The following is a 15343-nucleotide window of genomic DNA, read 5'->3' as shown; positions in this document are numbered from 1 at the left end:
CTCTTCCTCCAGCTGCCGCAGCCGCCGGACATCGCTCACCTCCAACCCTCCGTATTTTGACTTCCAACGGTAAAAGGTCTGCTGCGTGATCCCGTGGCGCCGGCAGAGATCGGCGGTCTTTGCCCCCGCCTCGCCCTCCTTGAGGACCGCTATGATTTGCTCCTCACTAAACCGCTTGCCTCTCATCGCTGTCCTCCTTTCGCTCTGCTATATCCCAGGAGGACTCACTTTCAAAATGGCCTAGTTTTTGGGGGGCAGGTCAATACCACTCGCATGCAAGCTCCCCGTTGAGGACCGCACTCCTCGACCGGCCCTTAACCGCCTCCTGTCAAATTGCTCCGTTCGAAATTTACACTTTGACCGTCGGATTCTCTCCAAACGGTATTCAGATGTTTAAAGGATTTAGGCGGCTACCTCAGCCGTATGCCGAGTTGCTACCTTTCCGCCCAAGATCGTGAACCTTTTTGACAATATAACGGGGCCGCCCGCGAACGTCTTTGTAGATCCGCCCGACGTAGAACCCCACGACACCTAAGGCTAGCATTACTGTTGACCATAACAGCAGAGCCACGGTCAACCACAGTGCCCAGAACGGCACAGGCTTGAAGAGAAATACTACGGTCAGTGTAGCCATGCTACAGGCAACGATTACCGTTCCGACAACACCGAGAATCAAAATTAAATAAATTGGCCCCATGGAGAACGACGTGAGACCGCTAAGGAACACTGTCCATGCTTTTCTCCCAAACAACGGCACGTGGGATCTTCCAGCGGCGCGCGGCTGAAGATCATACTCTACGTAGTCTTGCGTATATCCAACCCATGGAATTAAACCGCGCAGGTAAGGATCACTTTCACGCAACTTCAGTAGATGATTTACGACAACACGTGAAATCAATTTAAAATCCCCCGCATCGGTAGGAATCGGTATCTCCGCAATACGATTAATTATTCGATACGCCACATGGGCTGCGACAATTTTTGCTTTGCTCTCCCCAAGACGACGCCTCCGCACTCCATGCACTATGTCTGCGCCCTGTCGCCATCGGGCAAGCATCTCCCTCACCACCTCGGGCGGATCTTGCATATCCGCATACATTAGAACAACAGCATCGCCTTTGGCATGCTCCAGGCCGGCAAAAAAGCACTCTTCGACCCCGAATCGTCTTGACATTTGAACCAACCGCAGGTTGTCTACCTGATTGGCGAGCGCGCGAATCGTACCTACTGAATTATCAGTCGAAGCATCATCTACGAAGATCAATTCCATATCTTCGGGAATGCCCTGAAGCGCCTCGGACACTCTCCTTATCAGGAGAGGTAAGACTTCCTGTTCGTTTCTGAACGAAAAAACAATGGACACCAATGCCATAGTCATTATTCCATCATTTGCTCACGCGCTTATCGTCTATCAGCGCTCTCACTGCATCCTCGCTTGTAGCAACCACTACACCCGGCTTTCTAGCCAGGTCCGGGTCCCCGTAATCCGGTGACATGCCTTGAGGGAACCCGTAGATGCTCCCGTCAAATGAAACTATATTGTAACCCTTATAATTTTCCGCGATCAGTCTCGGTGCTCGCAAGCCAATATTTTCGTTTTTTGGAATTCTGTCGACCGCGTTCATAACCTCTTTCACGGAACGCCCGGTTAACACACCTTTGCGTCGGCTAAGATTCGGGTCCGTGTAATCAGGCTTAAATCCCTGAGGGAATCCGTAAATTCGAGACCGGTACAAGACGATGTTGTACCCCGCGTATCCTTCGATAATCATTTGCGGCCCACTGACACGTCGCACCCTTCCAACTGCCTCAAGCGAGGCAGAAGAAGCTTCAACGCTCGCCGACGTTGACACGGAAACAGGAGAGTCGGACAGCGCTGGAATCATCGGTCCCATCGCTAAGCTAAATGGCGGAATCCTGGTTTGAAATCCAGCCCAGCTCATATCAACACACGGACAAAAATACTTCCTCAATTCTGCCGACCGGCCAACGGTATCTGGTACAAACGAAACATTTATTTTTCTCGCTCGCCGCCGCGACATGCCCGATTCTCGAAGGGCTACACGCACTATCCCGTCCATGCGCGCGAAATTCGTTCCCATGTACCGGAAATCATAAAACAAACTGCCCCGGACGATTTGCGCGCCCCATTTGGGCGAGACCACCACTACCTTTGTGAGCTTATCCAGCTCAAGCCACCGAATTGAACTTCGGACGAATTCATACTCCCTATTGACGTTGGCCACAAACAAGTGAATTCTGAGACTTGAGAACACTATGGCGATACCAACAACAACCGCAACTGCAGCCGGTAACGTTCGCCGACTATCCCACCACGAACATACTTCGTAAACCGCCCACAAAAAAAGTACGACCGCCATGCTGGCGGCAGTAAAAACGATGCGGTACGCGACGAAGCCACCCCTGGGCAAAAAAACAGGAGCCGCGCTGGTTGCAAGCAGAACTACAACCGTTGCTGCCCGCCAACGAGAAGCCACATCGATCCACTGACTGCCACCTTCGTGACCCGCTCTACGGACAATCTTCCACAGAATCATTCCAGCGATAAACACAAGAACAGCAAAATGAAACCCCGGTATGTAGTTTGAGGTCCACAGATTGAACGTAATTGCAGCAAATTCATTGACCAAGAACAATCTTTTCCAGATGTCGATGGACAATGAAAACTGATAATTTTCCGTAGGTAGCACGTACTCACGGACAGCTTGGCTCATTTGCCACAGTATTGGCATCAAGACGAACTTTGTGACAAAAAAGTAAAGCACTAGGAGACTAACTATGGTGCCAATCTGTGCCCAAATACGCCCACGTTCCCGAGCCCATTGGTCGCGGCCCATAAACAACGCACATATGAGAGGAAAAACGAGACAGAATATGCCGACCGGTGGGTAAATAAAAAAAGACAGAAAGACTACCGCATAGCCGAGGTGTCGTCGAGAAATGACCGTGTGGTTCTTGCTGGTGGTCTCGGAATCCTTGAGTGGCAAAGAAATTAAAAAATAGCCCAAAACCGACATGAATACTGTAAGACTTCCGGGAACGAAATTTGTGAGCCAGACGACATAAAGAGCCACCGGTGGCAGCGAGAAGATCAGCAACCCCGTGGTCAGTGAAAACGGCGGAGCAAATTTGTAGTTCTTGATAAGAACCACGCAGAAAAGATAGTACGCCCATAAAATTACCAACAGGCTTACACCACGACCTATCGCCAGACTCTTGATACCCGTAAACGCAGCGAAATGTAGATTGAGTAAAATTGCGCCGAGCGGTCTCCCAACGACCAAAAGGTGTGTTGATTCCGGAAATCCAAGGCAGCACTTGCGGTTATCATAAGACCAGATCATGTAGTCATTGTGGACTCCAAATTCAAAGACAAACGACGGCAGATAAGGAACAACCACCAGAAACGCACAAACGACAAAAGTATAGCGCCAATGGTACCCAAAGATGTTTGCAGCGGTCGGGCCATAAAAGGCCTCGCTCTCTCTGGAATCATAACTTTGCGATGCCACCGGCAGATTATGAGCATCTGAAAGCCCCTTGTAGTTATCGCAAAGTCTCGGATCTTGGCTTGATTTGTGTGAAATTTCGTTCTCTCGGTATTCCATGCTGGGAAAAAGGTCTTTCTCGATTGTCCTGTAGCGCGCAACGCTTACCGCGATTTGTCAATAGATCCTGAAAATTCTTTCTTAACACCCGCAGAACTTCTCGCGAATGAACTGAAAATAATACGCTCCGCCCCAGCGAAACACCTGAAGCTTTCTGACTCCGCCCAAGCGCGGCGGTTCGTCGGCGGGAATTTCCGTGACCTTAAGCTTCCTCTTGGCTGCCCTCACTGAAAGCAACGGCTCCCAGCTTATCGTCGTACGAAAGATTCTTTCCGCCGTCGAGTAGGGATCATCCTTGTCCAAACCCAGATCGTAGATCAACTGCGTCTTGTAGGCCCGGAAAATGTTCATGACGTCCGTGTAGCGGCCGCCGTGCAGTACGTTGACGGTCTGCGTGAACAACCAGTTCCCGAGGGCCGTGACGGGATCGTCGTCCTCGCTCCGAGCTCCTCCCAGGTAGCGCGAGCCGATCACCATGTCGTAGCCTTCCCGCATCTTGTCGATCAGCGCGGGGATCAGCTCGGGGATGCAGTTCCCGTCCGGGCTGAAGGTGACGATAACGTCCCCCTCGACGTACGGCAGCACTTCTTTGTAGGCGTTCCTGATCCCCGGCGCACGCTGAACGTAAACGAAATAACCGTTTTCCTTGGCGTACTCGATCGTGCCGTCCACCGATCCGCCGTCCAGAACGATGATCTGGTCGCACCATGTCCTGTCGACGCGCGGCATGATCGCCTTCATGCCCTCGATCTCGTTCAAGGTCAGAACCAGCAGTGTCGTCTTCAAGATTTCATGCGCTCCTTTTTCCGCGGAGCACGGCCGGGATACAGGAACTTGTAGTACGCGATCAGCGTGCAAGGGTCCTGAATCTTGGAGCAGGCGACCATTTTGCGGAGTGTCGCCAGATCAAAAAGAGAAAATTCGCGATGACCCCATTCGGCCGTGCGAAAGGGCCTGCTCCTGAAGCACTTCGATGCGGAGAATAGATGGACGCGGGCCGCCAGGACCCCCGCATCCGGAACGACAAACCCCAGGGATCGAATGTTGCGCAGGGAGCATGAGAGGCCGGTCTCCTCTTCGAGCTCGCGGACCGCCGAGACCGCATCCGCTTCCCCGTCCTCGATAAAACCCCTCGGGATCTCCCATGACTCGCAGGCGACTGCGTGCCGGTAAGTCCGGATCAGCCCGATCCGGCCGTCAACGACCGGAAGCACGGCTACGCCCGTCGTACCGCTGTTACTCGCTCGCTTCGGGGCGACAACGAGATAATCCCGGGCAGCGGTCCGCCCTCCGGAAGCGATCTCGTCGAAGAACACCGAGAACCGGCTGTTCTCGCAGACGAGCCTGCGCTTGCTCACAACCGGAAAAATGGCGTCTTTTGACCCCAATGATTCGTCTCGCCGTCTTAAGCGCCTGCGCTTGGCGGCACGGCCCCTTCCGCGGGCACGTACTTTCTTTTTAGCTTATGCGAGGTCATCTCATGGATCTCCCGGACCGTTTGCGGCCCGAATTTGGCCTCGATCATCGCGAGATACTCGGCGTTACGGTAATAGACCTTAAAAGCGTGGTCCCGGAACCGCAGCACCTCGGGTCCCGAGAGGTACTTCGTCGGCAGCGGCAGCGTGTCGACCGAGTGCTGCGAATAGCCGCTCCACTTTTCCGGCAGCGGCCAGCCTCTTTCGAGCGCCAGCTCGTAAAGCCGCGACCCCGGATAGGCCATGGCCGAGTAGAAGTTCGCGAACTCGCAGTTCAGCTCCACGGCGAGATCGAGCGTGGCCTGCATGCTCTCCAGATCGTCTTCGGGCAGCCCGAAGATGTAGTTGCCAAGGACGTTGATCCCCGCCGCCCGGACCTTCGCGATGGTGTTGAAGATTTCCTCCTGCCCGAACCCCTTGTCCACGTCGTCCCGCACCCGCTCGCTCGCCGCCTCGATCCCGAAGGCGAGCCAGTTGAATCCCGCGCGCTTGAGCTTCTCCAGCATCCCGTCCTTGACGGTGTCCACGCGCGCATACGCCCAGATGTTGAGATCGAAGCCGCGCTCGATGATGGCGTCGCACAGACCGAGGACGTGGCGCGGGTTGAGCACGAACATCTCGTCGGCGATCTTGATGTGGCGAACGCCGTAGCGCTCGACCAGCTTTTCGATCTGGGCGATCACTGCTCCCGGGCTCCAGAACCGGTAACTGTTGACGGTCTCTTTCATCCCGGCGAGCTTTTCGCCGGATTTGAAGGGGGCCTGAATGCAGCAAAAGCTGCAGCGGTACGGGCAGCCGAACGTCGTGTAGAGGGAAGCGTAGGGCCGCCGCGACGGCTCGCCGAAGCAGTGCCAGTTATGGGCCCGGTACTTCTCCATCGGCAGCAGGTCCCACGCCAGCTCTCCCATCTCGCGGTCCAGATCTTTGACCAGCGGCGCCGGAGGGGTGACCGCAACGTGTCCGTCCTCCCGGTAGCAAAGCCCGCGAACCTTGGAGAGATCGGGCGAGCGGCTCCGGAGCGCCGAAAGCAAATCCGCCAGGGTCCAGGGGCCTTCCCCCGTACACACGAAGTCGGCGCTTTCTTCGCGGAGCGTCCGCTCGGGCAAGGCCGCCACGTGTCCTCCGACGAGCAGGACCGGCTGCTCGGGAAGCAACTGCTTGACGGCGGTACAGATCGCGCCCGCGGCGGTCATGTTCTGGGTCGAAGCCGAGGGTTGATGACCGTACACCACGACAGCGCAAAGTAGCGGGCGAATTTCCTCCACCCGTGCCGCGACCTGTTCGGGCGCCAGATCTTCCGCCTCGGCGTCGAGCACGTACGCGGAGAAGCCCCGGCTGCGGGCGAAGGTCGCCATGAGGCCGGTCCAGACCGGGGGCTCGATCGCGGAGAGCGTGGAGCCGAGAGATTGATAGATCTGGCTCCGGCTCCCCGGATGGATCAACAGGAGATCGAGGTCGCTTTTGCGCATAAAACCAAGTTCCTCACAGTCGGTTCAGCATGGAGCACAGCCGGGAGATCTTTTCCCGAGGGAGCTCAGGATAGTTGCCGATATAGAACCCGTAGAAGTGCACGTGGTCCACGGCTGGGTAGTTCCGGTAAGCGTCGCCGAAGAGCTTGCGCAGATAGGGCTGGCGGAGCTGGTTGCCGCCTCCCGAGGTCCCGCGGCGGAATTCCACGCCGTGCTCCCGCAGGGTCCGCACTACCCGGTCGCGTAACGCTGGGTCAGGCTCCCGCAGCACCAGCGTCAGGGCGTAGTTGCAGCTTCCCGTCGTATCGAAATCGGTGCGGTATTTTCCGGGGTCCAGTTGCTCCAGAAAACAGTTGAGGTTCTCCGTGCGCACGCGGTTTCTCGCGTCCAGTCTGCGGAGCTGCGACCGCCCGATCACCGCGTTGATCTCCGTGGAGCGCACGTTGTAGGCGGGAAACGCGAAAATGAAATCGGGGTTGAGGTCGGGGTGGTCCTCGGCGTAGCGGCGCCTGAGGGCCTCCGACTTCACCTCGCGCGTCATGCCGTGCGAGCGCAGCATCCGCAGCGTCTCGTAAAGGTCCTCGTCATCGGTGGAGATCATTCCTCCCTCGACCGTGCTCATGTGGTGCGCGTAGTAAAAGGAGAAATTCGCCGCCCAGCCGAACGTCCCGAGCCTGCGGCCCTCGAAGGTCGCGCCGTAGGACTCGCACACATCCTCGATCAGCGCAATGTTTCGCCTTTCCAGCTCGCCGAGGAGGCGGCGGTTGAGCGCGTTGTAGCCGAGGACGTGAGTCAGGAAAACCGCGCGGGTCCGAGGGGTGATTTTTTTCAGTACCTCGTCGGTGTCCATCCCGAGGGTCCTCGGATCGATGTCGACGAAGACCGGCGTGAAGCCGCACTGGAGCACCGCCGCGATGTCGGAAACCCAGGTCAGGGTCGGGACGATGACCTCCCCCGGCCCCCGGTGTTCCCGCAGGGCGGCGATCGTCAAAAGATTCGCCGAAGAGCCCGAGTTGACGAAAACGCTGTACTTCGCTCCCAGCCAGCGCGACCACTCCTGCTCGAACGACTCGACCTGACCCGCCTGCGTCAATCTCGGGCTGTTCTGCCCGAGGTAATCGATCACGGCTTGCAGATCGGCACGCTCGACGTTGTTTTTCATCAGCGGCCAGTCGAGCTCTTGTCCGCAGCTCATGCTCAAAAAGGCCCCTTGAACTCGATTTCCTGAAGCTCGCGCCGTTCTTCCGGCTGCCAGGATTGCCCTTTGCCGTTCACGAGATCGAAGACGGCCGACGCGATGGTGCGTGCGTTGGGGTAATAAAGGTCCTCGAGAGCCGGCGTCGGCGGGCAGGTCACCGGCGCAAAGCCGAGCCGTTTGACCTTGATCGCCCTGCTCCCCTGGAAATGCTCCGCGACCCGGGCGACGATCTCGGCTCCCGCTCCGCACGTGCTCCAACCGTTGTCCACCACGCAAAGATGCCCCGTCTTGCGCACGGACTCGACGATCGTCTCGGTGTCGAGAGGGCTCAGCCAGATCGGATCGATCACCTCGGCGGCGATGCCCGCGTCCTCCAGATAGCGCTGCGCCCGCAGGCACTCCACCTGCATGTACGAGATCCCGACCAGGGTCGCGTCCTTGCCCGCGGCGGTGACGCGCGCTCTCCCCGGCGGCACCGAGTAGAGGCGTTCGGGCACCGGGCCTTTTTGAAAGTGCAGCAGGCGGTGCTCGACGTACATCACGGGATCGTTGTCCCGGATCGCGTGAACCAGGCAGCCCTTGGCATCGTACGGGGTTGCCGGCGCCACGACCTTGAGCCCGGGCACATGCATGAAAAACGAATAAAGCCCCTGAGAGTGCTGCGCTCCCTGGCCCCAGCTCTTGCCGATCATGGAGCGAACCACGATCGGCACCTGCACCTGGCCTCCGTACATGTAGCGGCTCTTGGCCGCAACGTTCACGAGCTGGTTCATCGCCAGCATCAGAAAATCCATGCGGATGTGCACGTGGATGGGCCGAAGGCCGGCCAGTGCCATGCCGACGGCGACTCCTGTCATGGCGTCCTCGGAAAGAGGCGTGCCGAAGACCCGCTCGGGCCCGTATTTTTCCACGAGGCCGCGCGTCGTCCCTTGAATCGCTTTCGGATCGTCGACGTCGAGGCCGAACACGACCACGGCGGGATCCCGCTCCATCTCCTGATCGGTCGCCTCGCGGATCGCCTCGACGTAGGAAAGTGTTCGTTCCATGGCCTTCTACGTTTCGGTCACGTCCGTGAACAGCTCCGCCGCCTCTGGGAACGGGCTTGCCTCGGCGAAAGCGAACGCGTCTCTGATTTCCGCCTCCACCTCATCCTCGATGCGCGCGCGCCGAGCGCCGTCCAGCATCGCGGCAAGCCTTCGCACCGGGTCGCCCGCAATCCACGGCTCGGCTTCCTCGCGCCTGCGGTAGCCGAGATGGTAGTCTTCGTTGGGCCCCACGTGCTCCTTCAGGCGGTACGTCAAGCACTCGAAGAAGAACGGACCGCTCGCACCGGCCCCGAGTGCGCCGACCGCGTCGCGAACGCGCTCGTGAATGCGAAACACGTCGTTACCCTCGATCCGCTCGGCCGGCATGCCGTAAGCGCGCGCTCGCCCGCAGATGTTGGCGAGCTTTTGACGCCGGTTCTGATGCGTATGGATGGCGTAAAAATTGTTCTCGCAGACGAAAATGATCGGCAGCCCCTTGAGCGCCGCGAAATTCATGCTCTCGTGAAACACCCCTTCGTCGGTTCCGCCGTCGCCGAAAAAGCTGACGACGACCTGATCGCGCCGGCGCAGCTTGACCGCGTACGCGTAGCCGACGGCGTTCGCGATCGTGGTCCCGACCACGGCCGAGGCTCCCATGACGCCGTGAGCCGCGTCGATCAAGTGCATCGATCCGCCCTTCCCTTTGGCACAGCCGGTGGCCTTGCCGTAGAGCTCCGCGATCATCTTCCTCAGGTCGCCGCCTTTCGCCAGGTAGGCGGCGTGGCTCCTGTAGGTAATGAAGACGACGTCCTTAGGCCGCAGCGCTTCGCACACCCCCACGGCGACGGCTTCCTGCCCGATCGAGAGGTGAACCGGGCTCTTGATCTTGTCCGTCGGATACACCTCCGCGATCGTCTCCTCGACCCGGCGAATGCGGTAGAGGGATCTATAGAAACGCTCGGTCACCGTGCTCCTTCTCTGCCGCCTTGCAAAACCACTCGTAGGTCTCGGCGAGAGCGGTCTTGAGCGGCGTCTGCGGACGCCAGCCCATGGCCCTGAGGCGACTCGAGTCGAGCAGCTTCGCCGGCATTCCGTCAGGCTGACCCGGATCGAACTCCAGTCGGCCGCGATAGCCGACCGTCTCGCGCACCAGCTCCGCGAGCTCGGCGATCGAGAGATCCGAGCCCACACCGACATTGATCGGCTCGTCGTCCTCGTAGCGCTGCATGACGAAGATACAGGCATCGGCGAGGTCTCGGGCGAAGATGAATTCGCGCCGCGGCCGCCCGCTGCCCCACACCCTGACCGTGCTCTCGCCGCGGATCTTCGCTGCGTGCATGCGCCGCATCAGCGCCGCGATCACGTGCGACCCCTCGAGGCTGAAATCGTCGCCCGGCCCGAAAGGGTTGGCCGGGATCAGCGTCACGAAATTCACCCCGTGCTCGACCCGATAGGCGCGGCAGAGGATCAGTCCCGCGAGCTTCGCCGCCGCATAGGCCTCGTTGGTCGGCTCCAGCGGCCCCGTCATCAGGGAGCCAACCTCCATGGGCTGCGGGCAAAGCCTGGGATAGACGCAAGAGCTGGCGAGATACAGAAGCTTCCGCACCCCGTGGCGGTGAGCCGCCCGGATCACGTTCGTCGCCACGAGGAGGTTGTCCGCCATGAGGCTCGCCGGATATTTCCGGTTGGCCTCGATGCCGCCCGATTTTCCGGCGGCGACGAAAACGAGCTCGGGAAGCGTGGTGCGGAAAAATTCATCGGTTTCGGCCGGGTCGGCGAGGTCGGGCTCGGGCACGCTCCGGTTGACGATTCGACGATACCCCCGCCGCTCCAGCTCCGCCAGCAGGCTCGCCCCGACCAGGGTATCGCCCCCGGCGACATAGATTTTCGATTTCTCTTCGATGACCACGTTCATGCCGGTCCAGCGCTCAGATCCCTTTTTCTCCCGGGAGGGTGGCGAGCTCGCGGAACGGGGCAGCGCACCGCGTCGAACGGTGTCGTTCCTCGGCCGAGTAGTCCACCTCGGGATCGAAAAAGATGATCTGAGTCCCGGTAAACTCGAACTTGAAAGGAACGTGGATGAGATTTCCGAGACGCGCTCGCACGTCGGGTTGTCTGTCGGGCGGAACGAAAAGCAGCATGAAGCCGCCACCGCCGGCTCCGAGGAGCTTTCCGCCGATGGCCCCGGCCGCCGTTGCTTCCCGGTAGATCTCGTCGACGGCTGCGTTCGAAACCTCTTGACTGAGGCTTCGCTTGACCTGCCACGCTTCGTTGAGCAACTCCCCGAAGGCGGCGATCCCTTGCGTTCCGTTCAGAATCGACAGGCTCTCGCCGACCAAGTCGCCCAGGATCCGCAGCTCCCGCCTCCTTCCGTTGACGTTTCCGATATAACTCTGCGCCACTTGCGACGCCGTCCGATTGATTCCGGTAAAGAAAAGCATCAAATGGTCGTTCAATTCCTGGAGCCGGTCGGTTCCGATGGTGACCGGCCTCACGGCGAACGATCCGTTCGTCATGAAAACGATGTGGTTCAGGCCGCCGTAAGCGGCCAGAACCTGGTCCTGCGAGCCCACGGTTTCCCGGAGCACGTTTTGTTCGAGATGGATGCTCTCCGCGGCCAGTTGCTCTTTGCTCAGCATCCGCCCCTGCAGCGCGCAGAGCGCGTGCAGGAGCCCCACCGTGAACGCGGAGCTGGACCCCATGCCGCTTCTCGCCGGCAGGTCGCCATCGTGGTGGATCTCGAGACCCCGCTCGATGCCGAGGTACCGAAGCATCGCGCGGACAACCGGATGTGCGACCTCGTCCGCGGTCTGGCAATTTTCTATCCTGGAATAGACCACTCGGAAACGGTGCTCGAAAAACGGCGGCAGGTACCGGCAGGTGAGATAGCAGTATTTGTCGATCGTGGCCCCCAGGACAGCTCCCCCGTGCTCCCGGTACCAATCGGGGTAGTCCGTCCCGCCCCCGAAGAACGAGATCCGAAAAGGAGTTCTACTGATGATCACGCGCCACCTCTCTGTCTTCTCGCTCCAGCAGGCGCCGAATCACGGCGCAAGCCTCGCGCAGGTCTTCCACGACATGGTCGGCGCAGACAGCTCCGTCCGCAGCATAATGGGCACCATAGCCCGTGCGCACCAGGAACGTGGTTGCGCCGACCGCCGCTCCCATTTCGATATCACACGGTTTGTCCCCGATCACGAAGCCGAGCTCCGGCTTGAAGCCCAGCTCCCCGGCCGCCCGGTCGAGCAGTGCGGTCCTCGGCTTGCGGCAGGAACATTTATCTTCGGGCGTGTGCGGGCAGACGTAAATGCCATCCAGCGCGACCCCCTCGGCCTGGAGAAGCTCGCTCAGCCTGCGGTGAATCGCATCGAGCCGCGCACGGTCGAAGTACCCGCGCCCGACTCCCGACTGGTTGGTGATCACGACCAGTCCCAACCCCATCTCTTTGAGTCGCCGCAGCCCTTCGGCGGCTCCCGGGATCAACCGAACCTGGTCCGGGTCCGAAAGATATTCGCGCTCCTCGTTGATCGTGCCGTCGCGGTCCAGCACGACAAAACGGCGGTCCTGCGGCGCGGCGCGATCCGGGGCGAAAAACCGCTCCGCCGCGGCGAACGACTCGGGCGTCCCGATGTCGATGAACCGACCGCTGCCCCGATACGCGAAGAGTCCACAGCCGATCCACCCGGGGAAGACGTCCGTTTCCAGCGACACCGTCTCGCCCGCAGAAATTTCTTCGATCAGCGAACGGTCGATGAGATAGACCCCCGCGCTGATCCAGCCCTCGCCCCCTCGGCCCTTTTCTCGAAACGCCGTCACCTGACCGTCGTCCCCGCACTCGACGGACCCGTAGCGACCCATGTCCTCCGCCCGGACGAGCAGGAGCGTCGCTCTGGCTTGCCGGGCCACGTGGGAGCGCCAAAAGGAGTGGAGATCGGCGTCGCAGCAGGAGTCGCCGTTCAATACCAGAACGGGGTCGGAGTCGAGCAACGGCAGCGCAAGCCTCAACGCTCCTCCCGTCCCGAGCGGCCGGGCCTCCCGCGAGTAAACGAGTCGCAGGTTCCTGTAGCAGTTCCCGAAAGCACGTTCGATCTGCTCCCCCAGATACCCGGTCGAGATCACTATGTTTCGCAGCCCGGCACCGGACAGCCGATCGAGTAGATAAGCGAGGAACGGCCGGCCGCAAACTTCCGCGAGAACCTTCGGCCGATCGGCAACTATGGACCGCAGGCGCGTTCCCAGCCCTCCCGCCAGGATCACGCCCGTCACGTCCGCCAGTCCACTGACGCCCCGCCCCCTCATGGACCCGGCTAGACGTTCTTGAACTCCGATCGGCCCATCATGCGATAGCCTTTCAGGAGCTCCTGGATCCCCTCGTCGAGCGAGCGCCGCGCTTCGAAGCCGGCCTCCTTCAGCCGTCGGTTCGAGACGATGTAGTTGCGCCTGTCCGGGTCGGTTCCGACCTCGGCGAAATGGATGTAAAAATTGGGCACGTATTCCTTGATCTTGAGCGCCAGCTCTTCCTTGGACAGATTGGCGGTGTCGAGCCCCGCGTTGTAGGGCCTGCCCGCCATGCGCTCTCCGTTCTCGATCGAATGGACGAAGCAATCGGCCACGTCGCGGATATGGATGTAATTGCGCTTGAAATCCTTCTCGAAAATGACCAGGTACCCGTCCGTAGCGGCGACATGGACGAAGTGGTTGACGAGCAGGTCGAGCCGCATTCGCGGGGACATCCCGAACACCGTGGCCAGGCGCAACGTCACCACATTCGGGGATTGCAGCAGTTCCGTCTCGGCCTGACTCTTCGTCTGTCCATAGAGTGAGATCGGCTGAAGCGGCGTCTCCTCGGTGCAGAAAACGTCGCCCGACTGGGTTCCGTAGCCGCTGTTGGTCGTGGGGAAAATGACCAGCTGCCGGGGCGAGCGCAAACGGTTGAGCAAGCGCACGGCCTCAAGGTTGACGCTCCGGGCAAGATCGGGATCGCGGTCGCAGGCTGGAGCCCCGACGATCGCCGCCAACGGAATGAGAACGTCGGCTTGCGAGACCAGGGGCTTTAGGACGGCTTCGTCCCGGACGTCTCCGTAGACGAACTCAAAGCGGGCGTTCGCGCAGAGGTGAAACAGGCTGCGCTGCCCATACATCAGATTGTCGACGGCGGTAACGCTACATCCGCCCTCGAGAAGGCGCTCGCACAGGACCGAACCCAGATAGCCCGCCGCGCCGGTGACAAGAACACGCATACTTCTAGCACCATGCCGCCGGACTGCTGACAGACCAACAGCTCCTGCCGTGTATATCACAATCGCCAGGTTGTAGTAAAGCCGTTGTAGCTCGTCCGGTAGGTGTGTGAAGCGCTTCCGCCTCGTTCCTTCCTTCGAGAGCGTCGCGGCAACGGTCGGGGCGGTCGGTCTCGACTTTTTCCCGCTAGAACTCGTTGCAAACCAGCAACCGCCGCGATCGATCCTTAGCTCTTTGGCACGTGGATTGCCCTGCCAGCGGGGGTTGCAGTGTAAACCAACAACTCCCGAGATCTATCCCCGCTCTAGCGAGACAATCCCCGGGCTTCGGCATACCTCCAGGCAGCCTGAACCTCTGGCCATCGCCAAAGCCATCTGGGGCAGGCAAAGCACCGATCCGGAGCGCTCGGGTCCAGGATCATCGGGGGGAGCTTCCCGGCGCGGGATTCAGGACCGCCGTCCTCTCGGCGAGATAATTGCCGAGCGCTTCTTCCCACGAATTTAACGGCCGGAATCCCGCTCTCCGCAGCCTTTCGCTTTCCAGAACCGAGTAAGCCGGGCGGCGGGCTTTCGATCCGAAGGCCTCGCTTGTGGTCGACGCGAAGTCGGGCCGGAGATTCGTCAGCGCGAAGATCTTCGCGGCAAACTCGTACCATGAGCATTGGCCGCTGTTGGTGATATGGTAAAGTCCGTAGCGATCCGTACGCAGCAACTGTTCGAGCTTCTCCGCGAGGTCTTTCGTATATGTCGGGGTGAGGACCTGATCATCGACCACGCGGACCGGCTTTCCTTCCCTGGCGAGGCGGATCATGGTCTCGACGAAATTGCCGCCTTTGCCTCTCGATCCTGCCACGCCGTAGAGCCCCGAGGTCCTGACGACGAAATGCCTGGGGCAGGCATTGCGAACGAAGTATTCTCCGGCAAGCTTCGACGTCCCGTACACGCTCAGCGGATTGGGCGAATCGTCTTCCGTGTACGGCGACCGTTTTTCGCCGCCGAAAACGTAGTCGGTGCTGATGTGCATCAGGACGCAGTTCACCTCCGCGCAGACGCGCGCCAGGTTGCGCGGGCCGTAGGCGTTCACCGAGAAGGCGGTGGCGGGATCGTCCTCGCAATCGTCGACGCGGTTGAAGGCCGCCGTATTGACGACGGCGTCGGGCTTCAACCGCGAAAGCACTTCCCGGACACGCGCCGCATCGCGGATATCGAGATCGCTCTGCTTCAAGGCGCCCACGACCTGGCCCGACAGGACCTTCACGAGATCGCTGCCGAGCTGGCCCTTAGCGCCGATGACGACAACCCGCATATTT

The 15343-nt window shown here is 59.9% G+C and carries 14 protein-coding genes; all 14 read right to left on the bottom strand.

Annotated elements, in window-relative coordinates; genetic code table 11:
- A partial coding sequence (locus VNN77_06770; GenBank protein ID HXG51088.1) for a transposase occupies positions 1 to 186 on the bottom strand: 186 nt, incomplete at its 3' end.
- Between the two features lie 229 nt (positions 187 to 415).
- Positions 416 to 1372 (bottom strand): glycosyltransferase family 2 protein, encoded by a 957-nt coding sequence (locus tag VNN77_06765; protein ID HXG51087.1) that lies wholly within the window; start codon positions 1370 to 1372, stop codon positions 416 to 418.
- Between the two features lie 13 nt (positions 1373 to 1385).
- Positions 1386 to 3629 carry a hypothetical protein gene (locus tag VNN77_06760; protein HXG51086.1) on the bottom strand — a complete coding sequence of 748 codons (2244 nt, stop codon included), beginning with the start codon at positions 3627 to 3629 and terminating at the stop codon, positions 1386 to 1388.
- A gap of 81 nt (positions 3630 to 3710) precedes the next feature.
- Positions 3711 to 4415, bottom strand: a complete 705-nt coding sequence (locus VNN77_06755; GenBank protein HXG51085.1) for a glycosyltransferase family 2 protein — start codon at positions 4413 to 4415, stop codon at positions 3711 to 3713.
- Positions 4412 to 4987, bottom strand: a complete 576-nt coding sequence (locus VNN77_06750; GenBank protein ID HXG51084.1) for an NUDIX hydrolase — start codon at positions 4985 to 4987, stop codon at positions 4412 to 4414. The genes VNN77_06755 and VNN77_06750 overlap by 4 nt, the downstream gene beginning before the upstream one ends.
- A 47-nt stretch (positions 4988 to 5034) precedes the next feature.
- Positions 5035 to 6573 carry a radical SAM protein gene (locus VNN77_06745; GenBank protein ID HXG51083.1) on the bottom strand — a complete coding sequence of 513 codons (1539 nt, stop codon included), beginning with the start codon at positions 6571 to 6573 and terminating at the stop codon, positions 5035 to 5037.
- A 13-nt stretch (positions 6574 to 6586) separates the two neighbouring features.
- Positions 6587 to 7768 (bottom strand): DegT/DnrJ/EryC1/StrS aminotransferase family protein, encoded by a 1182-nt coding sequence (locus VNN77_06740; protein ID HXG51082.1) that lies wholly within the window; start codon positions 7766 to 7768, stop codon positions 6587 to 6589.
- A 2-nt stretch (positions 7769 to 7770) separates the two neighbouring features.
- The gene (locus tag VNN77_06735; protein ID HXG51081.1) at positions 7771 to 8817 is read right to left on the bottom strand and encodes a transketolase C-terminal domain-containing protein; all 1047 of its coding nucleotides are present in this window, start codon (positions 8815 to 8817) and stop codon (positions 7771 to 7773) included.
- A gap of 6 nt (positions 8818 to 8823) precedes the next feature.
- Positions 8824 to 9762: a thiamine pyrophosphate-dependent dehydrogenase E1 component subunit alpha gene (locus VNN77_06730; protein ID HXG51080.1), complete on the bottom strand. Its 939-nt coding sequence runs from the start codon at positions 9760 to 9762 to the stop codon at positions 8824 to 8826.
- Positions 9743 to 10711: a GDP-L-fucose synthase gene (locus tag VNN77_06725; GenBank protein HXG51079.1), complete on the bottom strand. Its 969-nt coding sequence runs from the start codon at positions 10709 to 10711 to the stop codon at positions 9743 to 9745. Before VNN77_06725 ends, VNN77_06730 begins: the two co-directional genes overlap by 20 nt.
- Before the next feature lie 13 nt (positions 10712 to 10724).
- Positions 10725 to 11801 (bottom strand): kinase, encoded by a 1077-nt coding sequence (locus VNN77_06720; GenBank protein HXG51078.1) that lies wholly within the window; start codon positions 11799 to 11801, stop codon positions 10725 to 10727.
- Complete coding sequence (locus tag VNN77_06715) at positions 11788 to 13095, bottom strand: HAD-IIIA family hydrolase (protein HXG51077.1); 1308 nt, start codon at positions 13093 to 13095, stop codon at positions 11788 to 11790. Before VNN77_06715 ends, VNN77_06720 begins: the two co-directional genes overlap by 14 nt.
- An 8-nt stretch (positions 13096 to 13103) precedes the next feature.
- On the bottom strand, positions 13104 to 14036 hold the full coding sequence (locus VNN77_06710; protein ID HXG51076.1) for an NAD(P)-dependent oxidoreductase: 933 nt from the start codon (positions 14034 to 14036) through the stop codon (positions 13104 to 13106).
- Between the two features lie 415 nt (positions 14037 to 14451).
- On the bottom strand, positions 14452 to 15339 hold the full coding sequence (gene rfbD / locus VNN77_06705) for a dTDP-4-dehydrorhamnose reductase (protein HXG51075.1): 888 nt from the start codon (positions 15337 to 15339) through the stop codon (positions 14452 to 14454).
- Positions 15340 to 15343: the final 4 nt, after the last annotated feature.

This window comes from Candidatus Zixiibacteriota bacterium (assembly GCA_035574315.1).
Classification (GTDB): Bacteria; Desulfobacterota; Binatia; order UBA9968; family UBA9968; genus DATLYW01.
Note: the sequence above shows the minus strand (reverse complement) of the source record. Positions and strands in the feature narration are given on the sequence as shown.

Coding starts and splice junctions, on each gene's coding strand:
- VNN77_06765 (HXG51087.1), bottom strand. CDS start 1,372: ATGGCATTGGTGTCCATTGTTTTTTCGTTCAGAAACGAACAGGAAGTC.
- VNN77_06760 (HXG51086.1), bottom strand. CDS start 3,629: ATGGAATACCGAGAGAACGAAATTTCACACAAATCAAGCCAAGATCCG.
- VNN77_06745 (HXG51083.1), bottom strand. CDS start 6,573: ATGCGCAAAAGCGACCTCGATCTCCTGTTGATCCATCCGGGGAGCCGG.
- VNN77_06740 (HXG51082.1), bottom strand. CDS start 7,768: ATGAGCTGCGGACAAGAGCTCGACTGGCCGCTGATGAAAAACAACGTC.
- VNN77_06735 (HXG51081.1), bottom strand. CDS start 8,817: ATGGAACGAACACTTTCCTACGTCGAGGCGATCCGCGAGGCGACCGAT.
- VNN77_06725 (HXG51079.1), bottom strand. CDS start 10,711: ATGAACGTGGTCATCGAAGAGAAATCGAAAATCTATGTCGCCGGGGGC.
- VNN77_06715 (HXG51077.1), bottom strand. CDS start 13,095: ATGAGGGGGCGGGGCGTCAGTGGACTGGCGGACGTGACGGGCGTGATC.
- VNN77_06710 (HXG51076.1), bottom strand. CDS start 14,036: ATGCGTGTTCTTGTCACCGGCGCGGCGGGCTATCTGGGTTCGGTCCTG.
- rfbD (HXG51075.1), bottom strand. CDS start 15,339: ATGCGGGTTGTCGTCATCGGCGCTAAGGGCCAGCTCGGCAGCGATCTC.